Genomic DNA, 23,078 nt, shown 5'->3' on the forward strand with positions numbered 1-23,078 from the left:
GCCACTGACAGGAGCAGCCGCGCAGTCCAAGGGATGCCTGCGACCTTCTCCCGTGGTGCCTCATGCAGAGAGGCAGAGCACCCACCCTTATGCGGATCGTCCGCCTCATGGAATGATCGCGGGACCGGTCTGGATTGGGGGGCGTGATGGCAGACGGGGGAGAGCAGTACGAAGCGTCGGCGTCCGCTTTGGGCTACCTGTTCCAGTTCGCCAAAGCTCTGCACATGTGCATTGAGCAGTGGATGAGCGCTGGCCCCGACTGGAGCATTGCAGTTGAGGCCGCCGATGATATCGAACAGCACATCGGCTCCGTGACTGACCTTCTTCAGCTCAAACAGCGCGCCGAGGGCGTTCGGTTGACCGATACGTCTAAGGATCTCTGGAAGACCCTCCGGATCTGGGCAGAGGCAGCTACGGCAGGACGCATCGACCTGGAGGAGACGAACCTCTACCTGCTCACCACCGCTGAGCTGCCTGCGGACAGCGTTGGCTACCTCCTTCAGCATCGCACCACGGGGCACCGCGATGAGGAGCGAGCCCTGAAGCAGCTCTGTGCCGCGGCCAAAGCCTCAAAGACCAAGAGCCAAGACCTCCTGAAGTCATTCGCTGCGCTGACCGGCATGGCCAAGCCGCTGCAGAGCGCCTTGCTCGCGCGAATCCAGGTCGTCGGGGGTACCGAGGACATCTCCGACGTCCGTACCGCAATGCTCCGCCTCGCCGCAGTGGCCGCCGGCCACGACGCGGCGAAAGCCTTCTTGAACCGGCTGGAGGGCTGGTTTTACGACCGCGTGATTGAGCAGATGCGTACGCCGGGCGGCAGCCCGGTCACCGGTGTCGAGTTCGACGAGGTGTTCAGCAGCCTCCAGCGGCAGTTTCAGCACGACAACCTGCCGATCGACGGCGACATCACTCGTATGACCGGCGACCCCACGGAACAGGCAGAGAAGATCTTCGTCCGACAACTGGGGCTCATCGGAGTGGGCTCCACACGCATCGGCTTCGCTGTCCGGGACTACGTGCGCGCCTTCGCGCAGCGCTCGCGATGGACCAACGAGAACCTGCTACGCCCTGGCGAGATCGGCGAGTACGAGCGCCGGCTGGTGGAGGAGTGGGAAGCCCGCTTCGCCGTGATGGAGGAAGAACTCGGCCCCGAGGCCACCGAGGAGCAGAAGAAGGCCGAGGCCAAGCTGATCTACCGATGGGTCGACCAAGAGGCCCGCTTCCAGATTCGCACCGGATGCGACGAGGTCTTCGTGACCAAGGGCTCGTACCACATGCTCGCCGACGAGCGCCGAGTCGGTTGGCACCCCGATTTCGCCGCCCGCCTGATGCAGCTCCTTGAGCCCGTCGAGGTCCTTGGATGAGCCTGAGCCGCGAAGAGCGCGCCCTGTACAACCCCGCCTTCACCGCGCTCCTGTGCACCCGTGCCGTCCAAGGCCACGAGCAGCAGTACAACACCCCCTGTCCGCTGCCCGTGGCCGTCGTGGCAGGGATCATGGCCCTTCAGCCCGCGATCAGGGCGGTACTCCCCAGCACCCTGAACAGCGGCTTGATGAAGTGGCTCGACACGAATGACGCCGTGCGCGTGGCCATGACCCGCAACGCGGCCTCCCTCGCCGCCGTGGTGCGTCCCGGCGTCCTGTTTGCCCTCCAGACCAGGACTCTGCGGGCCACAGAAGAGGGACTCACCCTGGCCCTGGGCCCCACCACCAAGGGGATCAAGGGAGCAACCGATCAGACCATCGCGATCCAGCAGGCCGCCCAGTTCCTCGGGCGCTGGCTACCCAGCACGGGCAGCCTCAGCACAGTCCTGACCCTTCTCGGAGTCAAACCGTGACGTTCCAAATTAAAGCGGTCACCATCTACGGCAAGAAGCCCGGCCAGATGCGTACCGTCCCCTTCCAGCTCGGCGCCCTCAACATAGTCACGGGTGACTCCCGACGTGGCAAGAGCGCGCTGCTGACGATCATCGACTACTGCCTTGCCAGCTCCGACTACCCCGTCAAAGCGGGCAAGGTCCGTACCTACGTCAGCACCTACGCCATCGCCCTCGTCAAGGCCGGCGAGCAGCTCTTCGTAGCTCGTCAGGCGCCCAAGGACAACGCCAAGACCAGCACGACGATGTGTGTGCTCACTCAGGCTCCCGGCAGCCCGCCGCCAGCCTTGGAGGATCTTCGCTTCACAACGCCCGAGGACACCGCCAAGGCCTACTTGAGCGACTTCTGCGGTATCGACAACACCGTCCGCGTGCCGGCCGTCGGCAAGAACACGCTCATAGCCCCGTCCATCCGCCACGCCCTCTTTTTCTGTTTCCAAGCTCAGAACGAAGTCGCCAACCCTGATGTTCTCTTCCACTCGCAGGGCGAGGAGTGGAGACCGAACACCATTCGCGGAGTTGTCCCGTACTTCCTCGGCGCGGTCGATCCCGAGCAGGCACTCCTTCACAACAAGCTCCGCAACCTTCGCCGGGACCTGGCCGACAACGAAGCCAAGCTCGCCGTATCCGCAGACCGAACTCCCGCCAGCGGCCAAGCTCAGGCTCTCCTGACCGAAGCCGTCGAAGTCGGCCTGCTGCCCCCGCAGACCGGCGCGCAGACCGCAGAAGATGTTCTCCAGCTCCTCCGTCGTCTCCGCAATGAACTGGCTCACGGCGGCGCGCTGCGGCCTCACGAGCCCGGCGGCGACGACCCCCTTGCGACCCTCCACGCCCGTCGAGCGGACCTGCGCCGAGATTTCGCGCTGGCTCGGGCCCGGATCGCCGACCTCAAGGGTGCCCTCGCGGAGAACGACGAATTTAGCGACCAGGCCATCGAACAGCGCGCCCGCCTTACCTCCCTCGGCCTCCTCCGGCAGGACGCAGAAGCCGGGGATCTCGACCACTGCCCCGTCTGCGACAGCACCATTCCCTCGGCGAACGACACTATTGCCAGCCTCACACGGGACCTCGCCCTCCTCGACGGCGACCTCGGGGTCATCCGAAACGACACCCCCGCTATCCGTCGGCTCATCGCCGACCAGGAAGACCGCCTGCAAGAGCTCCGGTCAGAACTTGCCCGCAACCAGGAGCAGGTTCAAGAACTCACCACGGGCCTGCGCACGACCCAGCAGGAGCCCGACGACCTGCGCCGGGCTGCCATCGTCCAGGGACGCATCAGCCTCTACGTCGACACGATCGCCCAGCAGGCCGCGGCGCCTCGTGTCCTGGACCGCCGTAACGAACTGCGCGACCAAATCGCGGGGCTGGAGGAACAGCTCAGCGGGAGCACCCAGGACGAGCGTCTCGCCAGCTTCCTCTCCCTGATTAACCAAGACATCAGGGAGAAGGCCAGAAGACTGGACCTGGACTTCGCGGCCTCGCCCATCCGACTCGACCTCAACCGGCTCACGGTTATCGCCGACACCACCGACGGACCCGTCCAGCTCAAAGACATGGGGAGCGCCGAGAATCATCTGGGCTACCACGTTTCCACTCTGCTCAGCCTCCATGAGTGGTTCACCAGGCACCAGAGCCCGGTTCCCCGCATTTTGGTCCTCGACCAACCGTCGCAGGTGTACTTCCCAGCAGAACCGACCGGCGAGGAAGTCCTGCAGACCAACGACCGCACGCACCTGCTGAACACGTACGAGGCCATTCACCGCACGTTGCAGCAACTCGCCGGCAAGATGCAGGTCATCGTCATGGAACACGCCGACCTCGACGACCCAGCTTTCAGCCAGCACGTTGTCGAGCGCTGGCGGTACGGCAACGACTCAGGACTCGTGCCCTCGACCTGGATGGAGCCAGATACCCCAGAGAGCTGATCACCACCTCGCCCGCCGCTGCCGCGGCGGCGGTCATGAAGTGAATTAAGTGGCCGCTGACACGGTGTTCTCGCGAAAGATCTGAGTCCCACTGCTGGACCAGTGCACATACCCGGACACGCGAACCTACGCCAGGCCGCTCGCGATCGGGCGTAGTCTGCCATCGGTTCCCTTCCTGAGCCCTCCAAGATTCGGCGAACCCGTCGGATTCAGGTGTCCGGGGAGAGCATGATCGAGGCAGCCATCTGCGACGGCGACGTGGTCACCGTCCGGCGGCAGCAGGTCGCCGAGCCGGGTGACATCGTCGCCGCCTTGCTCGACGGCGAAGCGACGCTGAAGAGGCTCCAGCGCGATGCGGCCGGCCACGCCTGGCTCGTCGCGCACAACCCCGCGTTCGCACCGCTCGCGGCCGACGAGGCGGTCATCCTGGGCAAGGTCGTCGCCGTGATGCGTGCCCTCTGACGATCCTCGCGGCGGCCCACGGTCAGCCGTCGCCGGGACCAGCCGGGCAGGCCTCCGTGGCGGGGAGAGGAAGAGGCTGCCTCCGGCGGCACGCGGCGCTCCTCGCTTCCGGGGCTTCGGCCTGATCCGGGAACGGCCGATTCTCTGTTTTTGCCCCGACGTGGGGGTCGACGGTGAACGATGGTGGTTGTGACGCACGGGGACGTAGGAACCAGGCTGCCGCTCGACCGCACGGACGCCTTCGCGGCCTTGGAGGCTGCTGTCCGGCGGTGGGGAGCCGATGTGCCGGAGGACCCGGGGGCGGGTGAGCTGGCAGAGCTCCTGGACGGGATCGTGGGACGTCTGCGCGGGGATCGAAACGCCGAGCAGTCCCAGTCGGCCGCGGAGCTCTGGGCCCAGGCGGCCGAGGCCCTGCGGGCCGTTTCCCGGCTCGGTAGCCTCCTGCCGGCGATCTCGCTGTGGCACTTGCATTGCGGCAAGAGGCCGGTGCCCGCGGCCAGATCGCCGAGCAGAGGGATCCCCAGCCGGTCCCCTCCCTGTTGTAGGTGTCCTGAACCGACGACCGGCGGTGCGGTGCGGCGCGCCCGTTGGAGCCCCACTCGATGGATATGGTGGCACCCTGCGGCATCGGTCTGCTGCTCCTCCCGCGAACTCGGCCCACTGGTTCAAGGCGGAGGCGAAGAAGCTCGGCTTCGATCAGAGCCATCTCACCGACCGCACCACCGCACACCAGTGCCTGTTCCTCACGCTCCGCGGGCCGACGGAGCGGAGCGAAAGGTACCTGCCATGTCGGCCACCCAGACCAGCAGCCGGGCCCGGACGTACGCCCTCTACACCGGAGCTCCCCGCCAGCTCGCGTGCGAGGTCGTCGCCGGCCTTCCCCGGCGCGCCCCTCTCATCCCCGCTCCCGCCAACCACGAGCAACTGCTCCTCGAGTCCGAGGTGTTCTACTGGGTTCTTGGCTCCCAACGGAACTTCTTCGAATTCCCCTTCGGTATCCAGTACGTGCAGCCCACCGCGGACGGCATCAGGCTCCACCTAGAGAGCAACGCGAGCCTCGACAGCCTGCTGGCCGGCCTGCTGCCCGGGCGGGTGAGCGTGGGTACCGGCGACGACGAGATCCACGGCCTCAACGGGTGCCGGATCACGGCACGAAGCGAGCGCGGCATCGAGCTTCGCCGCCTCGGACAGCCGACCAGCATCCGGCTCACCGGGCCCTCCCGACGCGCCTTCCAGAAGGCCGAAGCCGCGCTCGCCGAGCGCATCCGTGACCACGGCGGCGAGGCGAGCTGGCTCGCTGGCGACACCTGGACCGCCCACGAACGCCGTTGGGAAGACGAGCGCCAGCCACTGCCCTACGAATCCACCTGGCGTGCCGCGGCCTGGCTCCCCAGCGGGCTGCTGCGCCGCCTCGGCCTCCTGCACACCGTTGCCGTCCCTCAAGTCGTCACCGGCCACGAGTCCCGGCTGGGGGAGTGGTGGGTCCTGGAGCTGGACCACGACGCCGACACCGGCCTGCGCCGCGCCGAGTTGGTCCAGGCCCTCACCGACCCGGAGCACGGTCTTCCGCTGGAACTGCGGGGACATCGTGACCTGACCCCCGGCAAAGGCCTCGGCCTGATCCTCCTGAAGTCCCCGGACAACACCGCCACCCTCCAACTGCGCTACGACCGCTTCGACTACCCGGTCAAGCCCGAGCGGGCCGAGATGTTCGACGCGATCCGGCGACGGATCAGCACCGTGACGGGCGAGGCCCCGCTCCCGGCGATGCCCGGCTGCTCGGCCACCGGCTGAGACCCAGGCACCACCAGGACCGCCGTCAAGCCTCCGTCACCCGAACGGATTGCCGTCGCTCGGCGATCTCCTGCGCCAGGGGTGCCGGACCAGGGAGAGGACGGCATCGGGGTGGTCGGGGATGATCAGGACTGGGGTGAGCACGCGGCCTGCCGGACAGCAGATCCCGACGAGCTGTTCGTCGAAGGTGCGGCACAGAACAAGGCCAAGGTCATCTGCACCGGCTGCCCTGTGCGCACCGAGTGTCTTGCCCACGCCCTCGACCTGCGCATTGAGCACGGCATCTGGGGTGGGATGACCGAGCGCGAACGGAGGGCTCTTCTGCGGCGGCGCCCTCTGGTCACGTCCTGGCGCCGTCTGCTCGAGGCTGCCCGATCGGAGTACGAACAGACCCCCGGCGCCGAGGACGGACAGTGGGGCGCCACCGGATGACGCGTGGCCGCGGCCGAACGGACCGCCCCAGCGCCGGCGGTGACATCAGTGCCATCCACCCGGCCGTTCCTGACAACTTCGCTCCCCTCACCTGCAGCCGACTCACTAACGTCACCCCTTATGGCGACAGACCTCGTTAGCGGCCCGACCCGCAGCTGCATGCGGGAGATCAGCTCACGGATCGAACTCTCCCCACTCCAAGCCTGCTGGGACGGCAGCGTCGTATTCGAAGTCACGACGGATCCTGTCGAGCTCTTTCGCCCACTGCCGCTGGGGCGCCTCCTCGCCCTTTCCTCGAGTAGTGGAGGGAAGGCGTTCGATCTGGTTACGGGCGTGGCGTAGAACGCGCAGAGCTTCGGTGCCGCCAAGTTTCACAAGCTCACCGGCGCTACCACATCCGATGAGGGACGCCGGCTCACCCCTCCATGTGCTCGAGCACGATGTCGATGCTGAGGGCGAACCGGGGCCGGGTGGTACGGCCGGTGCCTTGCGCCGCCTGAAGGGTGCGCTCGCTGCTGCTGCCGAGCCACAGGCCCACGACCAGGTCGGGCAGGTACTGCTCCATCGTGACCGCGGTGCGTCGGACGGCCGTGTACCCGACGGTGAACTGCTGCGAGGAAGGGCGGGCAGCGGCGCCCTCGACCGCGGCGAGGAATTTGGCCGGGACCACCAGAACGTCACCGTTCCCGCGGACCAGCCAGTATACGGAGCTTGCGCTGTGCTCCAGCAGGTCGTGCAGCTGGCGGCGCTTGACCGTCCAGGAGTCCTCGCGTCCGGCGCGCCCGGGCGTCAGCGCGGCGGACTTCTTGACCTGGATGAGGTCTCCCGTGCGCAAGTGGAGACGGCCGGGAACGCGTACGTCGACGACGACGCCGATGTCTGCTCCGTTCGCCCGTTCCTCCTTCTTGGTCACGGTGCGGTGGCCGACCGCAGATGCGGGCTGGCCACGCCGGCTAGCCGGGTGCGGGCGGGAAGGGCGGTGAACTCAGCGGCGAGACCGGCCAACAGTGTCGCGGTCAGGTGCTCTTCCTCCGCGGCCCCGAGGTCGTGCATGGCGCTGGCGAACTCGGCTAACGCGCGGCGGGTGGCGCCCCGCACGAGGTCCTCCAGCCCGTGGTCAGCAAGCCAGGTGGACGACGGCGCAGCCAACGGACGCGGGAAGTCGGCCCGGCGGGCATCGACCGACGCGGAAAGGACGTTCAGCAGCCGATCTGCGAGCGGCCTTGTGGTCTCGGTGGCGGCCCGTAGCCCACCGGCGCGCAGCTGCACCGGAAGGATCACGCTTCGGCTGCACCGGTTGATCGCCTGCCGGACTATCCGGTGCTTGTCGGCGAGTGCAACGGTGACCGCCACGTCCAGGCCCTCCAGATGACGTCCCAGGAGCAGCAGCCACTCCAGCGAGCGCGCCCACAACCCCGGCCGCGCCTGCTTCTCCACCATGTGTCGCAGTCCGGCTGCCGCGACCGGGTCGCGCTCCTCGGCCAGGAGTGCCAGGTCACGCCACAGCTGTGCCAGCCGCTGGTCAACGTGGGGATCGAGGCGGTCCAGAAGCCGGGAGGTCCACGTCTCATGCCGGCTGCGAGGGCCCTCACGCTGCTCGTGCGCCCGGGCGAGCCCGACGGCGACCGCACACGGCACCGGCAGTACTTCGGCGACTGCGGGGGTTGCGCAGACGGCCCAGCGCACCAGGGGAGGAGGCCCGCCAGGGTAGGACCATTCGATCAGCGGCCGATGAGCGCACTCGGCAAGCAGCAGGTTCTCCGTCCACTCTCGGTGCTCCCGGGCGAAGTCGGCGAAGGCATCCGGATCGCGCCGGGTAAGGTCATCGACATCTCCGGGGCACGCGCTCAGTGCCTGCCGACAGCAGTCGGAACACCAGGAGACAAAGGAGTAGTGAGCGGGGCAGGAGTCCACCCCGCGACTCTACGGCCCTCGTTACCGCCGTTTTGCAGACGCAAGTCGGTCGGCAAAGGACATGCCGGTCTCCTCGCTCCGGACAGTCGACCGTCGTTCACGCCACGACGTCAGTCGGGCCGGATGTACCGCGGGTAGGTCCGAGAAGATCCGGGCCGTCCGGGGCGGTCCGGTGTCGGCCATGTCCGGTTCTCGTGCTTCACGGGTACCGGGCCCGATCTGCCGGGCAAAGTGGGAGCGGCAGACGATTTCGACCGGTGTCCCGGCCTGGGTGGGATGAGCTGGCGGCCTCGGGGAGGGAACGTCGTGGCGCTGTTCACTCGGAACACCGACGACAACAGTCATGCGAGCCAGCAGCGGTGGCTCCAACGTCCGGTAGCCAACGCCGTGTTCGACGAGGCTCAATTCATCGACCGCTACGCGGTGCTGCGGTGGGACACCGACCGCGGCGGCATCGCGTTCGTGCACTCGATGGTCGATGGCAACGCTGCCCCCAAGTCCGTCACCAGTGCCCTGCGCCGCCACCACGGTGCACGCCTGGCCGACAGGTACGCGTGCGTGGTCGTGGTGCAGACCAGCACCCAGGTGAGTCAGCCCTGGGTGCCCGACCTCCAGGCCTACGACGTTGACGGGGGTGACCAGCCGTACTACGCAACGTGGGCGCAGTTGGCAGCCCTTCTCGGACAGCCGGCGCCGTACTGGTTACACGCGCTGCGCGACCGCGACGCGATCGCCGCCTGGCGGCCGGGCGCCCCACCGGCGGTGGTGCCCGCGCACGACATCGCCACCCCAGTCACGGCGCTGACGGAGCTCGCTGCGGACGAGCCGGACGGGTCCCCTGCGGCCGAGCTGTGCTGGTACCTCGCTCGCGAAGTCCGCCACCGCGGCCACGCCTCGACCACCCGCTACATCGCCGAACTGCGCAAGAACGCGGCCGACGGCGGCGACGGTGCCCACCTCGTCCTCGGCGCGGTACCGGCTCCGCTGCTGCGCCCCGAGCCCGAAGAGCCGACGGAGATGGTCCGCCGCGCCGGCTGGCTGAGCATCACCGAACGCCGCGACGTCCTCGCCCACCGGGTCGCCGCCTTCGCGCAGCGCTGGGACGGCGGCCGGGACTGGCACACGGGAGCTGTGGTCAGCGTGCGGCCGGACGCCTGCGCCACCGCCCGCGAGTGGGCCACGTGTCTGGTCCCGGCGGCTGCCGATCAACCACCGACCATCGGTCAGGCCAGGGGCGCCGGGGCCGCGGCGGGCAGGGAGCGGGATGCCGAGAATGGCGTCGGCGGAGGTGCGGGCGATGTCCCGGACCGTCTGGCAGTCTGCCGGGGTCCGCAGCACGCGGCGGACCAGGGTCACGGACAGCCCGGCCCGGTCGGCGATGTCTTGCGCGGACATGCCCCGCTCACGCAGCCGTACAGCCCACCGGGCCACGGCATGCGGTGGGACACGGGCGGACAGCCCACGCGCGCGGTCCTGCTCGCGCCGGCGGCGGGCCCGCAATGCTGCCTGGCGGCACTCGGCGCGGGCGCAGCCTTACTGATCGTTTCAGAATGGGCTGAGTCTGGGTCTTGCGCTCAGCGATCTTGGTCGGCACGGTTTCCGAAGTGCGTGCTGATCTTGTTCCTGACGACTTGTGGGAGCGGGTGGCTCCGCTGTTGCCGCCCGCTCCCGAGCGACGCCGCCGCCATCCGGGGCGATTGCGTGTTCCCGACCGAGCGGCACTCGCCGGCGTCCTGTACGTGCTCCGGACCGGTGTCGCCTGGCGTGACGTCCCCGCAGAGACTGTGGGCTGCTCCGGGGTGACGGCCTGGCGCCGGCTGCGGGACTGGACCGACGGCGGCGTCTGGCCCCGCCTGCACGCCGCCCTGCTGAGCGAGTTGCGCCGCGCCGACCTGCTGGACCTGGACGACTGCGCCGTGGACGGCTCGCACATCCGGGCCCTAAAAGGGGGGATCACGTCGGCCCCTCGCCTGTCGACCGGGCCCACCCCGGCTCCAAGCACCACTTGATCGTCGACCGTTACGGAACCCCGCTCGCTGTCACGCTCACCGCAGGCAACCGGCACGATGTCACCCAGCTCCTGCCCTTGTTGGACGCGGTCCCATCCGTCCGGGGTCTGCGGGGACGTCCCCGCCGCAAGCCTCGGAGGCTGTACGCGGACCGGGGCTACGACTTCGACAAGTACCGCCGCCTGCTGTGGAAGCGTGGCATCAAGCCCGTGATCGCGCGACGCGGCGTCGCCCACGGCTCCGGACTGGGCAAGGTCCGCTGGGTGGTCGAGCGCGCCTTCGCCTGGCTCCACCAGTTCAAACGACTCCGCACCCGCTACGAGCGACGCGCCGACCTCCATCAAGGCATGCTTCAACTCTGCGGAATCATCTGTCTCCGACGGCTTCGGAGAGCAGTCGAAGCGCAGCAGTAGGCTCCTGGCGTGTGACCTTTTCTCCTTACGATGTACCAGCGCCACTCCACCATGAGCCCAGCCCGGTGGCCGGGCAAGAAGTGGACGACGACGCGTTGATCGAAGCGCTGCAGGCTCGCGCATGGGATCCGGGCCTGCGATTCGACCGCGCGGACGTCCCTGTCGCGTGGATCGTCGAGCGTTATGGCAAGTCCCGGTTGGAGCAGGGTCGAGACGACATAGTGTCGTACGGCAGTGACGGGACGGTCCAGCTCAAGGCTGGGGCCGAGGAGGTGACTGACTACTACGCCGACGCTCCTCGCGGGCCGCTGTTCCCCCCGATCTCCCTGTCCGAGGTCGAGAGGGCAGAGCGCAGAATCGGACGCCGCCTTCCCGAACTGCTTCGGCGTGTCTACACCGAGGTCGCCAACGGAGGATTCGGACCCGATGGCGGGCTTGCCTCCCTGACCGACGGCAACCGGGCTCCGAGACACTTGCACGACTGGCCGTGCGCGGCCAGCGTCCACGAACGCAACCTGTCTGAAGGCATGCCGCCATCATGGCTCTTCCTCACCTACGGCGGCTGCACGATGGAATGGCATGTCTCATTGACCGCGGTCGACAACCCAGTGCTTCTCTACGACGCCGACAGTTACACCGACCCTCACGACGGCCTGTGTCATGCGACGGCCTCACTACGAAAGTGGCTGGCGACCTGGGCTGACGGCGGCGACGTCTGGGATGAAGTCCTGTGACTGCTCTTACGAGCAAGGGTGATGTGGCATCCCACGTCCAGCTCATTCTGAAACGGTCAGTTAGTCGGCGCACGACGCTTGGCCGTGACGGACCGACGAGCGCCGCGGCCGGCGCTGGCGCCGGCGCATGGCTGGCACGGCGACGGAAGCGGACTGCTCCCCGGTGAGTGACATGGCGCTTCCTGCTGCGAGTTCGGTGTGCCGGTTCACGGTACGCGCCCCCACCGACAAAGCACCCCCACTACGCACCGCGTGTGAGGTCCACAGACTCGGGCAACAGCGCATGCCACGCTCCTCTTCACAGGCCGGTCGAGACGACAGCGGCGTAACCGCCGGACGGTGCAGCGGGTTGTTCCACAGGACCTCCAGGCGGCCGGAGGAGACGCTCGCGTCGTGGCTGCGCTGGACCACGCTCCGCGTGGACGTCCTGTGCGGCGCCACCGGCCGCGCCGCCGGCCGGGCAGTGAGCCAGCGTGTTCGGCACCCTAGAGGCGGTCACCGCCTCCGGCATCCGGTTCAGCCCGGGCGGGCGGCATCGCGCCCTGCACGTTCGGGCGTCGTGTGGCCGCTGTGGCATCCCGGCGACGGGCACGCCGTCTGAGCGCAATCGGTACGCGAAATGTGCGCTTCAATACCGGACGAGAACCGCCGTCCCTGTCGTCCCTGACATCGGTGCTGCCGGAGTCAGGCGTTACGCGGCTTCGCCGCTACCTCGCTCATGCGGGGGTCGATAGGTCATGCCGTCAGGCAGCTCGTCTCCCCCTGTGGCCTGCCTGTACTTCTCCTTGGCCTCCTCGCTAGCGCGACGATCGCCGATGTCTACTAGCGCCCCCTTCACCTGATGCTTCCCAGGAGTCTGGCGCCGCTGGGCCTCGGACTGAGTCTCGGACTGGGCCTCGGGAGTGGGGTCGGAGACCGGCGGGACCGGCGGGATGTAGATAGGCGACTCGCCGGCCTCGAGGTCCTCTTCGGCGTAGTAGTCCCTGGCGAACTGGAGGGCCACACTGCCAGCAAGGACGACCACGAAGATGATCTCGTCCCTGTTCTTCTTGACCCAGTTCTTCGATTTCTGGAAGACGGAGGTGGGCTCGCCGTCCTCGGAGGGGGCCTGGTTGTCGGTCACCTGCACAGATTTACCGAACTTACCCCTTAACTGTCAGGCATACGGCCCGACATCACGCCTCCCGCTTCCTTCGAGGCAGGGTTCTCCTGTGTTCAAGGGGTTGATCGCCAGCTTCCCGGCCAGACCGAGCGGTGCGGATCGTTCGCCGACCAGGCAGGTGTGGCAGTCGTCGCAGTGCCGGGCCTCGTTGAGGTCCTCGGGCGCGGTCAGGTACCCGGCCTCGACGGCGGCGGCCAGCAGCGCCAGAGGCACCGGTCCCGGTCGAGGTGGACGGCGCGCTGGGCGTCGCGGATGCCAAGCCCGAACGAGTCGCCACGTTTGAGCAGGTCACGGATCTCGCGGGTGGCATGGCCCAGCAGCGGGGCATCCAGGTCCCGTCCGACGCCGCCGAACGCCATCAGCGCCGGGCCCCTGTCGCCGTCCTCACGGGCATACCGGGCCGCCATCTCCGCGATGACGCCACCCAAGTCGTGCACCAGCTCCTTCACGCTCTCCACTGCATCTCTGTCTGCGATCCGTTCTGCAGTACCTGGTCCGGCTCACCGAGCCCCTGGCCGCTCCCGGCGGGCGACCGATGCCCGGCTGGTGGGTCGGCCATGCCCCGGCCGGCAACCCGGCGACCACGCCCGGCGGCCACGCCAACGCCGGCCTCGCCCACGACATCACAGGGCCCCTCGCCCTGCTCGCCCTCGCCCAGCGCCGCGGCATCATCGTGGAGGGGCAAGAACTCGCCATGGCCCGGATCCTGCGCTGGCTCGACGGCATCCAGCACAGCGACCACCACGGAACCCGCTGGCCCCGCTGGATCAGCACGGCCGGCCCGGCCTCCACCCACGGCCAAGCGCCGTCCTGGTGCTACGGCACCCCGGGGATCGTCCGCGCACAGCAGCTCGCCGCCCTCGCCCTCGCGGATGAGGACCGCCAGCGCAGGGCCGAACGCGCCCTGCTGTCCTGCCTGGCCGACCGCCAGCAGCTCGCACAGCTCAAAGACCGGAGCCTTTGCCACGGCGTCGGCGGCCTGATCCGTACCGTGCAGCGCGTCGCAGCAGACGCAGAGACCCCCGAGCCGCTGGCCGACTGGGTCCGGCCGCGCCCCCGAACACTTCCTTGAAGCCTGCGTGCCGGACCAGCCCGGCTTCATCGAGGGCGCGGCCGGGGCCGCGCTCGCCTTCATGAGCGCTGAGCCCGGCGCAGTGGCCGCCACCCGCTGGGACGCCTGCCTGCTGCTGATCTGGGAGTCGATCACATGCCGCCCTCCACCGTGAGCCCCGGCGAGGACGCTGTCCTGTCTGTCCTTGGCGGAATGCCGCTCGACGAAGCGGCCCGGCGCGTGCCGACGTCGCCTCTGCAGCTGGCCGAGGCGATCGAGCGCTACCGGGCTGCCGGCTGCGCCGCACTCGCTTCCCCGCTGACGGACTGGTATCAGGTGCATCTCACGTTCGCCGACTACCCCTCTGCCGCTCGCACATTCCGTGCCTACCTCCTGCCGGTCCTGCAGGACGCGGCCTTCGGCGCTTGGTGGTTCGTCCGCCCCTCGCCATACCCGCTCGTCGCCCTTCCAGACCCCCTTCGGGATGTCGCGCACCGAGAAGCCGGGGGCCGGCGGGTTGGTGCACCGTAGATCGCCCCTGCGGGCTCCTCGACTGGCACGTCGGGCCCCGGACGCAACGACCGCGCGGCCTTTTCACGACGACTCGGACGGGTGCCGCAGCCGGAGGAGCCGGCCCTTTGCTTATCACGGCTCTGGAAACCCGGGAGGCGGGCTTGGGGTGCTGTTGAAATCTGAAATGGTCCAGATGATCAGTGCCACGACCGCCAGAACGAAAATGGAGATGGCCGCGATGTAGGCCGCTTTGGGTATTCCCTTGGCCTGCACGGACGCGCTGGTGGTGAGGTTCTCCAGTCGCGTCGCGCGCAAGGTGCCGGCCTTGGCCGTTCCGCGGACGCGTACCCAATCACCCTCGTGTATCGATCCCTCGTAGGTAAGTCCACGCATTTCAACCGGGATAAGCGTCGAGCGGTCGCCCGCCACGTCATAGCGCTCGACACGGAAGGTTAGAACGGTCTCTGAGGCACCCTCCCCGCGTGGCTCGGACCGTGTCTGCACGCCGCGCGCCAGTCCCTCGGCGAGCGCTGCGCCGTTCGGCAGGGCAGAGGGGGCCCCTGCGCGAGGAGGCCACCCGACTGGCCCAGGGACGGAACCGTCGTGGTGGGACGGGCCACGAGGTTGCCAGGCACCGCCGCCGGGAGGCACTGCGACGTCAGGTTGCTGCGGGGGTGGATAGCGCGGCTGTGTGGGGGGGACGAGGTCAAGGGCCTGGCCACAGCGGCCACACACGCGGGCACCGGGCGCATTTGTCGTCCCGCAGCTGGCACACGTTGTCGACCTGGCCATGACCGAATTTTATCGTCGTTGCGCCGGGCACGCTCCCTGTGGCCCACGACCTGCCATTGGCTGTCGTAGTAGTCGCTCGGTCGTCCGCTACCGGGAACGGTGAGGATGATGCCTGCTCATCGCGTTGTACCGTGGCGGCGCTCTCAAGCCGTCGATGAAGCAGACGGCGAACAGGACGTGGCTCGAGGCAGCGTTGCGTCGCTCAATGCCGCCGGCGGTCCTGAACTGCGAGCAGCATTCTCCGACGTAAAATGTTCATACGGGCCAGCTACTCGGCATGTTCCTGCGGAGCAGCACCGGCGCTGGATGACCGGATCTCGACACTGCACTCCCTTCGTACTGGCCACCTTTCTGAGGATGAGCGGCCATGATGATCGAAGGTCTAACCGCTTCGGACCTGGACTCTCTACAGCGCGCAGGGTTCCAGCCGCCCCCTCCTGGCGCCGCTGGACGAGGTCAGTTCACCTGGGCACCACCGGAGCTGCGGACACTGATGCAGGTCACCGGCGTAGGGCGTATGGACAAAGCTCCGCGGTCCCTACCCGATCCGGCGAACCTGGCTGCGCCGGACAGACGGTCCGGCGTCCTGCCTTACACCGACGACACAGGGCAAATCACGCGCGATTTGATGTCCGCGTTGTATCGGTACAAAGTACCGCTGGCGTTCATGGCTGGCAGTGAGCCAGGACGGACTTCGTTCCGAGTAGGAACGTGGCTTCCCGAAGGCAGCTCCGCGGACTCAGTCCGAAACAATGGGCGCTTGGTCGAGACTGCCCTCGCCACCCTGTATCCCGCCATTGACCTGCAGCCCGACAACAAAGACGGCGACCTGTGGGCACGCGGCGGTCTGGTCCTCGGTATCCCGACCCTCAAGCGGCCGGACGCCGGCGACGGCGCAGCCCCCTTCGACCGCTTGCTGCGGGCCCTGCATCGGGTGCGCTGGGCCGCGACGGTGCTGGCACAACCGGTCGACGAAAGAATGGTGCGCGATCTGAAACTGCGGTTGATCAACGACATGCGGGCGGTAGAGACGGCCACCAAACTGGGCGGGGTGCCGAGCCCGCTGGCGGCCCACTACCTGGAGCTGCTCGGTGTACAACTCAAAGCGTTCACCGACGGCCAGGGCACCGGGGTATGGCGGACCGCCGTCTACCTACTCGGCGACCAGGACGGATATCCGCAGCTCGCCAGCTTGTGGCAGGGCGTGTTCTCCGGTGAGCGCTCGCTCCCAGAGCCGGTTCGCATCTGGGACCGCGACGACATACCGCGGCTCGCTTCCTCCTGGGCGATGATCGACCCGGCCGACGACGTGCCTGCCCCCGCGCACTATCTGCAACCTTTCCAGCATCAGACTCTTCTCACTTCCACACAGCTGGCCGCCTACGTGCATTTCCCGAATCTGGAGACCAACGGCTTCACGATCACGGAAGTCCCCGAACTTGACACAGTCCCCCCGCCCGCCGACACCACCGCGCTCCCTCTTGGAAAGGTCATCGAACGGCGGCGCGTAACCCCCACGTCCTACGCCGTTCGAGCCGACCAGCTCACCCGGCACACTCTGGTCACCGGCGTGACTGGCTCGGGCAAGACCAACACCATCTTCCACCTGCTGCGTCAGGCGACCGGCCGAGGTGTGCCGTTCCTCGTCTTGGAACCGGCCAAAACGGAATATCGGGTGCTGCTGAGCGACCCTGCAATCGGACCATCACTGCAGGTCTACACACTCGGCAACGAGAACGCGTCCCCCCTGCGACTCAACCCCTTTGAGGTGCTGGAGGGCACACCGATCGCCGTACACCTCGACCTCCTACGCTCGGCGTTCAACGCCTCCTTCGGCATGTGGACCCCGCTGCCCCAGATCCTGGAAGCGGCACTGCACGCCGTCTACGCCGACCACGGCTGGGATGTCACCGCCGACACCAACCGGCGCCTGGACCCGGACGCCGACCGCTCCCGAGCCTTCCCCACCCTCGCCGACCTGGTCACCAAGGTGGAGGCTCTCATCCCGCAACTCGGCTACGAGGAGAAGGTGACCGGCGACCTGCGCGCGGCACTGACCACCCGGTTGAACAGCCTACGAACCGGTGGTAAGGGCCGCATGCTCGACACCCGCCTCTCCACCCCTACCGACGTACTCCTGAGCGAGCCGACCGTGCTGGAAATGGAGGCGATGGGTGACGACGACGACAAGGCCTTCGTGATGGGCCTCCTGCTGATCCGCTTGGCCGAGTACCGCCGCGCGTCCGGAGACGTGGACAGCCTGAAGCACCTGCTCGTTCTCGAGGAGGCCCACCGCCTCCTGGCCAACACCACCCCCGCCGCCCGTGGTGAGGACACAGAGGCCGATGTCCGGGGCAAGGCGGTCGAAACGTTCACCAACCTGCTGTCCGAGATCCGCGCCTACGGCCAAGGAGTCGTCGTCGCGGACCAGATCCCCACCAAACTCGCGCCCGACGTCGTTAAGAACACCAACCTCAAGATCGCCCACCGGATCGTCGCCGGCGACGACCGCGAGGTACTCGCCGCCTCGATGGCCATGACTGGTCGTCAGTCCACAACACTTGCAACCCTCCCGGTAGGCCGGGCAGCAGTCTTCACGGACGGTGACGACACTCCACTCTTGGTTCAAATCCCTGCGAGCAAGGGCGGCACCGGAACCTGGCCCTCTCACGCTGACGTGCGCACCCACATGGCTAGTCAGGGCCTCGACACCCGGCCTGCCCGCCTGCTTCCATCGGTCGACTGCGACCAGCACTGCCTTGCGGCACCGGAAGCCTGCGCGGCTGCTCGCGCCCTTCTGAGCGACGCGCCAGTGCGCCGCGCACTGGCGCGGATCATCTACTCCGCCGTTCAGGCGCGCGGAGCCCTCGACCGGCTGTGGCCCGACTTCCTCGCCGTTATCGAACCTCGCCGCCCAGACTGGGTCGACCGGAAGGATCTGCTCGCCTGCGTCGCCCGGCACGGCGCCCAGCACTTCGCCGACCGCCGCGGCGCCCGCGCCAACTGGAGCTACAGCCAGACCGCACACATCGGCCAGGCCGCCGAGCGCATTCTGACCGCGCACTCGGAGGGACAGGACACAGACCAGCCGTCCGCCGACCTGCGCGGCCTTCTCCTTGCCGGCCAGAACGGGACCTACGGCCCCTATCTAGGCTGCGCCGCCATCTGGCAGGGCTACCCAGGCCCATGCCTGTGCAGGTACCCGGTTGCCGAACTCGGCGAAGCTACGGATTTTACGGAAGCTTGGGCCCGAGCGCGAAAGAGCGATCTAGGTAGAGAGGATGGCGGAATAGGCGTCGTCTGGGGGGTTTGCCAAAGCGCTGCCTACCAGTTGGTTGAATTTCCCGACGATCAGCAACCGTCACCATTGGCTGCGCAGCTTGCCGAGGTCGCGAAGTGCACGGCCCTCTGCTTCGCGCAGCAAATGCTCGATTCCGAGAAATGGACACAGCCGGCCGACCAACGGCAACTCTTGGCCCGACTGGCGCGAGAAGCCCGGCCACCCGACAAACAAGGCCAATCAGAGAGGGAGCGATGAGTAGGAAATCTGAAGGTCGAGACTTGTCCAAAGACTTTCTGGAAGACTTGCACGAGAGCAGTGTCGCCGTCCCCAACGAGCCCCACAAGACTGAGTCTTTCAACGACAGTGACAGCGGAGGCGGCGGCTGGCATTACGAGTCTCAAGGCGACTCATACCTCGACCAAGCCGAACAGGAACAGTACAACATTCCGGACGGGGATGGCAGTGGAAGTCTCGGTGGTGATTTCACCGCACTCATTGCAGCGATAGATCAAGCTGCCCTTCTGCAAGCCACCTCAAATCCGGCAACCCTCCCGCAAAGCAACCTCTCAGCAGGCCTCGACCAACTCAGCCTTTACGACGGAACTCGCCAGTCCCTCTCATGGATCCCGGGCGGCGGATCGTCCCCGACCACCGTCAGTACTGATGCAGCAAAGCCGGGCGATGCGGTGAAGGAGTCGAACCTCTCGTCCATCATCAGCGTCAAAGCGTCCGACTTGACGGACGGCCAGGTGATCAAAGTCGAAGTCGGGGGCAAGACGGTAGAGATCATGGTGAGGGTTGCGGATTTGGGTGATGGTACGAAAGTCATAACCTTCTCGAACTTTGCAAACCCTGGTCAGGAGGCAAGAATCAACGTCTCCACAGACAATAAAGAAGCCTCCCAAGTTCTTATCTCGCTGCGCGTTGATGCCGACGGCGGCGGTTTCATGCGCGTGACTCATCCCCAGGACATCGGCGTGGGTTTCCAAGCGAGCGACGGCTGGCACATCTCAGAGGCCACGACTCCAGCGACGTCGAGTGCTGGCAAATCCCCTGTCCAGGGGAAGCCAGGCGGATCCCCTCAGCCGGACAGCCCGTCCGCCAAGCCGGGCCCAAACGGCGCCGATCAGCCAGGGGCTGAGACGAAGCCGGAGGTACCTGGACCCGACGGCCGCACCAACTCCGAGATACGCACCGAGCTGGAGAGAAGAGGCCACGCACCCTTCGAGCAACTGGTGACGCAGATGGGGCGTGGACCCCTTGATTCAAGCAAGGTCCCACCACGCTTCGTTGAATGGGCACTGGAGCACAACGGAAGATTCATCCCTGCGCTCATCGAAAAGAAGGAGCAGACAGTAACGGATGAAGTGTTCAGGGAACACCCGGCGCAAGAAAACCGGTACTTCAGGATGGCTGTCACAGGGCCCGAGAGTAAGGTAGCCGCTGAAAAGGCGGCTGCGGAAGAAAGGATAAGGCAGGCATATACCCAGGGCATCCTGCAGGGCCTAGGGGCGCGGCGCGGAGCAGCATCGGAAGGGCTGGTGGGACCGGCGCCGGAGCTGTTCGAGAAGAACCCGCCACCCGGATTCAGTCGCAATGAAATGCGGGAGATCCACACCAAGCTGCGCTATTTTCCGGATGCTTTCGAGCCTGCGACGAAGCAGCCCGGCGTGGACTTCGTGGACGGGAAAACGAGAGCGCAGACAACCGAGCAAACGGTCAGTGGTGGTCAAGTTCGAGTCCGGCAGACAATCAAAGGCGGCGAATGGATCCAGGGAAAACGGCTGCTCGAAGACTCAAAGAGCAAACCTGAGAAGCTAGTCAGGGAAAGCGTGTCGAAAGCTGTCAAAAAATTCTACGATCCTGTTCGTAACAAAGAGTCCACTCGGTCGAGTGTGATGACTGACGGCACTAAATACACGAGCGTGCTAAAGGACCCCGATAGCCTCCGTATCCACATCGAAGTGCCACCCGAGCTCACAGGGATGAATCAGGAAAGGCTAGCAGAACTACAGCGTGCTGCTGAGGCAGAATTGAGGCTGTGGGTAGACCCGGAAACCGGGATGTATGAGGGCGTCCCCATTCGTGTCCAAGTTGTCCCCACACCGGAATCCCCGTGAGTAAGTGTGACGTCGTCCTGGCGCAGCGGCACCGCGCTCTCGGCGTGCTTCAGCGCCCTGTCGGGCAGCGACCATGGCGCGCCGTCCCGCAACATGCTCTACATGACGACCCTGCTGACCACGAAGGCCAAAGCAGGCCAGCGCTGCTACGGGGGGCACGGAGGGAGCCGGCCCTCGGTTGCGGGCCGCCCTCCCAGCCACGTACCCGGCTTGTCGATGTCGAGCCAGGTGACGTGCGCGCTGTACCCGTCCTGCTCGTCGTCGATCACGCACTCGACTCTGGGTCTGATCTGTGTAGCGGCTCTTTAGAGCGCTGTGCGTGGATGCGGCGCACGTGCTTCACCGTCACCGCCGCGGGGATACCGGCCAGGAGGAGGGACAGCCCCACCGGGAGCACCCCGGCCCACACCGTTGGTGAGACGTACGCGGTGCCGGATGTGCCGTCCACCAGCCACGCGCGGACCGGTTGCGAATCGATGTCGCCGTCGACGGGGACATCGAACGACGAGCCGCCGTCGTCCGGGGTGAAGGTGCCCGAGCAGGACGTCGACGTTCCAGCATTGGCCACGGTGTTGTCGTATGTCCGGCAGTCTACTTCGGTCACGGTGCCGGACTCGCCCCACAGCGCCGTCCGCAGCTCTGCGGTGAAGTTCGTCAGTACGACGTAGGCCAGAAACAGCCCGACCAGATAGGCCACCGCCAGCCACGGGGCGGGTCCGACCTGCTCCGGCCCGCTCCGTTGCCCGTCCAGAACGTTCCCACCCTCGCTCATCCCACCCTCGGATCGCCGACGGACCTCCATGGTGACCGATCCGAGGTGCCCTCGGAAGCCCTCCATGACGTGCTGATGGGCCCGCACGATCGTCGAGGCGACCGACACCAGCCAGTCGATGTCGTCGGCCGCGTCCTGGCCGCGGCCAGCAGCCGAGGGAGCCCGCACCGACCACCAGCCGACACGCTGATGAGGGCCCGGTCGGATGGAGCGCCTCTCTGGCGGCACTCTGGATTTCGCTGTGGTCGGGCGGGCTCCGGCTGTGGCTGCTGCGGAGCGGGCGCCGGGCGGGGTGGCTGGACGGCGGAAGACCTCGCCAGGCCAGCGGCGCCGACGGAACAACCATGGCGCTTTCCGGGTACACGAGCTCCATGATCTTCTTCAGCAACCGGATCGGTTGTCTTGGTTCCCTGCTCATCAGCGCGGTACTGACCGCTGTCCTCTTCATGATCTTCGGGCACTGATTCAGCTCCCTTAAGGTCCAGCGCATGCCGATGACGGCCAACCGCTAGGGATGCGGCTCCTGCGTTGCCGTTCAGGTGTGGGCCGAGGCGTAACTGGCAAGCGCGAGAGCAGCCGGAACGCGGGCCGGGCGGGGTAATCCGAGCGGGGGCACAGTTGTACGCAGTCCACCAAGAACCAACCTTGTACGCCCTCCGTACGCTATATGTGCGCTTCACAGTCGGGTAGGCCGCTGCGCCTGGGCGGTCGAGCCGTTCGCATCAGGTCCATCGCATGCCGATGTTGGAGAGTTGCTCCACGCGGTCGGGGGAGAGGGTGGCGGCTCTGGAGCGTTGGTTGCTGATCCATGCTCCTAGTCGCAGGTGGTGTTCTTCCGCCTCCACCTTCTCGTCGTCGTGGCTGCCGTCCTCGCCACCGAGGACGATCCGTTCGGTGTGGCTCCTTGGTACTCGCAAATGTCCTTCGCGTTGGTGGTACTGGGTGGCGGCGGTGAGGTTGAGGGCCCATTTGTCGGCTTGGCTGCGTCGTGGCGCCGGTTTTTCGGCTTCGGCTGCGGGTTCGATCCCGAGGACTTCCTCGCACAGCCATTGCTGGGCGCTCGTGAGGTTGTCGAAGCCGAGTTGCTGGGTGCGTACCCACCGGCCGAGGTCTTCGCCTTAGCGTACGACCACGCCGGGCTGGGTGGGGAGCCCACCGCCGGTCTCGGCGAGGTGTTGTCGGGTGAGGTGGAAGCAGCGTTGCCACTCCACCGGCCAGTTCGGGCACCAGGAGGGGTCGATGTCGTCGAGCTGCTGACGCCGCATCTCCGACAGCGCTCCGGTCGACGACGGAACGGGGAGGCCCTCGGCTCGCCGCTGTTCGATCTCGGCCGCCTTGCGGGCGGCTGCTCGTTGGTTTTTCAGCCAGATCCCTACGCGGTATCCCTGGTAGGTGGCGTCGGTCGGTGCTGCGAGGTGCCCGTTCTCGGCTGCCCAGCCGCGGGCTGCGGCGAGGCCTTCGTCCCAGGCGACGTCGTAGTGCGACCAGACCATGCCCAGCTGTTCCAGCTGGGCGATGCGGTCGGCGTCCATGTCGCTGCGGGCGTAGAGGCGGCGGGCGTCGGCGATCCATTGTCCGAGCGGGAACGCGGCGAGCGAGGCCGGCCATCCCGCGCCCTCGGCCTCCACCTGCTGCTCCTGTTCGTCGCCTGCGGCGGGGACGCGGTAGGTGAAGGGCACCTTCAGGTCGCCGTGCTGGCGGGCGTAGATGCCGGCGGCCTCCACACCACGTCGCCAGTGGGTGTGTTCGGGGTTGAGGACGCGGAGGTTGATGAACGCGGCGAGCTGGGCGGGGTCGCGCGGTGTGCTGAACTTCAGCAGTTCCCG

20 protein-coding genes and 2 pseudogenes are annotated in these 23,078 nt (G+C 67.2%); 13 read left to right on the forward strand and 9 right to left on the reverse strand.

The features are described 5' to 3' along the window. The first annotated feature begins 146 nt into the window (after positions 1-146). The 6 genes and pseudogenes from ABZ478_RS32885 to ABZ478_RS32910 all read left to right on the forward strand — a co-directional run bounded on the left by ABZ478_RS32885 (position 147) and on the right by ABZ478_RS32910 (position 6,489). Entirely contained in the window at positions 147-1,364 is a 1,218-nt protein-coding gene (locus tag ABZ478_RS32885) for an ABC-three component system protein (RefSeq protein WP_359555268.1), read from the forward strand. Then, positions 1,361-1,837: a three component ABC system middle component gene (locus ABZ478_RS32890; protein ID WP_359555226.1), complete on the forward strand. Its 477-nt coding sequence runs from the start codon at positions 1,361-1,363 to the stop codon at positions 1,835-1,837. Before ABZ478_RS32885 ends, ABZ478_RS32890 begins: the two co-directional genes overlap by 4 nt. Further along, a complete protein-coding gene (locus tag ABZ478_RS32895; protein ID WP_359555228.1) occupies positions 1,834-3,801 on the forward strand; it encodes a DUF3732 domain-containing protein in 1,968 nt (655 codons plus the stop codon). Before ABZ478_RS32890 ends, ABZ478_RS32895 begins: the two co-directional genes overlap by 4 nt. 207 nt (positions 3,802-4,008) lie before the next feature. Next, a pseudogene (locus ABZ478_RS32900) lies at positions 4,009-4,263 on the forward strand (S24 family peptidase); the annotation flags it as partial. A gap of 786 nt (positions 4,264-5,049) precedes the next feature. Continuing rightward, positions 5,050-6,057 (forward strand): hypothetical protein, encoded by a 1,008-nt coding sequence (locus ABZ478_RS32905; RefSeq protein ID WP_359555230.1) that lies wholly within the window; start codon positions 5,050-5,052, stop codon positions 6,055-6,057. A gap of 81 nt (positions 6,058-6,138) precedes the next feature. Then, complete coding sequence (locus ABZ478_RS32910; RefSeq protein ID WP_359555232.1) at positions 6,139-6,489, forward strand: WhiB family transcriptional regulator; 351 nt, start codon at positions 6,139-6,141, stop codon at positions 6,487-6,489. Between the two features lie 415 nt (positions 6,490-6,904). Here the strand turns inward: ABZ478_RS32910 and ABZ478_RS32915 are convergent, their stop codons facing one another. From ABZ478_RS32915 to ABZ478_RS32925, 3 genes are all read right to left on the reverse strand, one after another. Beyond that, entirely contained in the window at positions 6,905-7,402 is a 498-nt protein-coding gene (locus tag ABZ478_RS32915) for a hypothetical protein (RefSeq protein ID WP_359555234.1), read from the reverse strand. Beyond that, entirely contained in the window at positions 7,399-8,403 is a 1,005-nt protein-coding gene (locus ABZ478_RS32920) for a hypothetical protein (protein WP_359555237.1), read from the reverse strand. The genes ABZ478_RS32915 and ABZ478_RS32920 overlap by 4 nt, the downstream gene beginning before the upstream one ends. A gap of 702 nt (positions 8,404-9,105) precedes the next feature. Next, positions 9,106-9,798, reverse strand: coding sequence for a hypothetical protein (locus ABZ478_RS32925; protein WP_359555240.1), 693 nt, complete (start codon positions 9,796-9,798; stop codon positions 9,106-9,108). Positions 9,799-10,007: 209 nt separating this feature from the next. Between ABZ478_RS32925 and ABZ478_RS32930 the strand changes: the two genes are divergently transcribed. Beyond that, positions 10,008-10,825, forward strand: a protein-coding gene (locus tag ABZ478_RS32930; protein WP_359555242.1) for an IS5 family transposase whose coding sequence is annotated in 2 segments (ribosomal slippage) — positions 10,008-10,347 and positions 10,347-10,825 — 819 coding nt in all. Because the reading frame shifts where the segments join, the coding sequence is not laid out codon by codon here. An 80-nt stretch (positions 10,826-10,905) separates the two neighbouring features. Next, positions 10,906-11,559, forward strand: coding sequence for an SMI1/KNR4 family protein (locus ABZ478_RS32935; RefSeq protein ID WP_359555245.1), 654 nt, complete (start codon positions 10,906-10,908; stop codon positions 11,557-11,559). A 691-nt stretch (positions 11,560-12,250) separates the two neighbouring features. Here the strand turns inward: ABZ478_RS32935 and ABZ478_RS32940 are convergent. The 3 genes from ABZ478_RS32940 to ABZ478_RS32950 are packed head-to-tail and all read right to left on the reverse strand — an operon-like array spanning position 12,251 to position 13,170. After that, positions 12,251-12,682 (reverse strand): hypothetical protein, encoded by a 432-nt coding sequence (locus tag ABZ478_RS32940; RefSeq protein ID WP_359555247.1) that lies wholly within the window; start codon positions 12,680-12,682, stop codon positions 12,251-12,253. 33 nt (positions 12,683-12,715) lie between these two features. Beyond that, positions 12,716-12,934 carry a hypothetical protein gene (locus tag ABZ478_RS32945; RefSeq protein ID WP_359555250.1) on the reverse strand — a complete coding sequence of 73 codons (219 nt, stop codon included), beginning with the start codon at positions 12,932-12,934 and terminating at the stop codon, positions 12,716-12,718. Continuing rightward, a complete protein-coding gene (locus ABZ478_RS32950; RefSeq protein WP_359555252.1) occupies positions 12,889-13,170 on the reverse strand; it encodes a hypothetical protein in 282 nt (93 codons plus the stop codon). The genes ABZ478_RS32945 and ABZ478_RS32950 overlap by 46 nt, the downstream gene beginning before the upstream one ends. An 86-nt stretch (positions 13,171-13,256) precedes the next feature. Between ABZ478_RS32950 and ABZ478_RS32955 the strand changes: the two genes are divergently transcribed. The 3 genes from ABZ478_RS32955 to ABZ478_RS32965 are packed head-to-tail and all read left to right on the forward strand — an operon-like array spanning position 13,257 to position 14,303. Continuing rightward, positions 13,257-13,793, forward strand: coding sequence for a lanthionine synthetase LanC family protein (locus tag ABZ478_RS32955; protein WP_359555255.1), 537 nt, complete (start codon positions 13,257-13,259; stop codon positions 13,791-13,793). Positions 13,794-13,800: 7 nt separating this feature from the next. Further along, on the forward strand, positions 13,801-13,947 hold the full coding sequence (locus ABZ478_RS32960) for a hypothetical protein (protein ID WP_359555256.1): 147 nt from the start codon (positions 13,801-13,803) through the stop codon (positions 13,945-13,947). A 38-nt stretch (positions 13,948-13,985) separates the two neighbouring features. Beyond that, positions 13,986-14,303 carry a hypothetical protein gene (locus ABZ478_RS32965; RefSeq protein WP_359555257.1) on the forward strand — a complete coding sequence of 106 codons (318 nt, stop codon included), beginning with the start codon at positions 13,986-13,988 and terminating at the stop codon, positions 14,301-14,303. Between the two features lie 114 nt (positions 14,304-14,417). Here the strand turns inward: ABZ478_RS32965 and ABZ478_RS32970 are convergent, their stop codons facing one another. Continuing rightward, on the reverse strand, positions 14,418-14,714 hold the full coding sequence (locus ABZ478_RS32970; protein ID WP_359555258.1) for a hypothetical protein: 297 nt from the start codon (positions 14,712-14,714) through the stop codon (positions 14,418-14,420). A gap of 1,123 nt (positions 14,715-15,837) precedes the next feature. On the opposite strand from ABZ478_RS32970, the gene ABZ478_RS32975 reads away from it, so the two are divergent. Together ABZ478_RS32975 and ABZ478_RS32980 are read left to right on the forward strand one after the other, a co-directional pair. Continuing rightward, on the forward strand, positions 15,838-18,615 hold the full coding sequence (locus ABZ478_RS32975) for a DUF87 domain-containing protein (RefSeq protein ID WP_359555260.1): 2,778 nt from the start codon (positions 15,838-15,840) through the stop codon (positions 18,613-18,615). A gap of 23 nt (positions 18,616-18,638) precedes the next feature. Continuing rightward, positions 18,639-20,480, forward strand: coding sequence for a hypothetical protein (locus ABZ478_RS32980; protein WP_359555263.1), 1,842 nt, complete (start codon positions 18,639-18,641; stop codon positions 20,478-20,480). A 265-nt stretch (positions 20,481-20,745) separates the two neighbouring features. Here ABZ478_RS32980 and ABZ478_RS32985 read toward each other — a convergent pair whose 3' ends face one another. Beyond that, positions 20,746-21,252 carry a hypothetical protein gene (locus ABZ478_RS32985; protein WP_359555266.1) on the reverse strand — a complete coding sequence of 169 codons (507 nt, stop codon included), beginning with the start codon at positions 21,250-21,252 and terminating at the stop codon, positions 20,746-20,748. A 722-nt stretch (positions 21,253-21,974) separates the two neighbouring features. Continuing rightward, positions 21,975-23,078: pseudogene (locus tag ABZ478_RS32990) on the reverse strand (helicase associated domain-containing protein); the annotation flags it as partial.

Source organism: Streptomyces sp. NPDC005706, assembly GCF_040631045.1.
Classification (GTDB): Bacteria; Actinomycetota; Actinomycetes; order Streptomycetales; family Streptomycetaceae; genus Streptomyces.

Excerpts from the sequence above, each read along its gene's own strand:
- ABZ478_RS32885 (WP_359555268.1), top strand. The coding sequence starts at position 147 with ATGGCAGACGGGGGAGAGCAGTACGAAGCGTCGGCGTCCGCTTTGGGC.
- ABZ478_RS32965 (WP_359555257.1), top strand. The coding sequence starts at position 13,986 with ATGCCGCTCGACGAAGCGGCCCGGCGCGTGCCGACGTCGCCTCTGCAG.
- ABZ478_RS32955 (WP_359555255.1), top strand. The coding sequence starts at position 13,257 with ATGCCCGGCTGGTGGGTCGGCCATGCCCCGGCCGGCAACCCGGCGACC.
- ABZ478_RS32925 (WP_359555240.1), bottom strand. The coding sequence starts at position 9,798 with ATGTCCGCGCAAGACATCGCCGACCGGGCCGGGCTGTCCGTGACCCTG.
- ABZ478_RS32905 (WP_359555230.1), top strand. The coding sequence starts at position 5,050 with ATGTCGGCCACCCAGACCAGCAGCCGGGCCCGGACGTACGCCCTCTAC.
- ABZ478_RS32985 (WP_359555266.1), bottom strand. The coding sequence starts at position 21,252 with ATGAGCGAGGGTGGGAACGTTCTGGACGGGCAACGGAGCGGGCCGGAG.
- ABZ478_RS32890 (WP_359555226.1), top strand. The coding sequence starts at position 1,361 with ATGAGCCTGAGCCGCGAAGAGCGCGCCCTGTACAACCCCGCCTTCACC.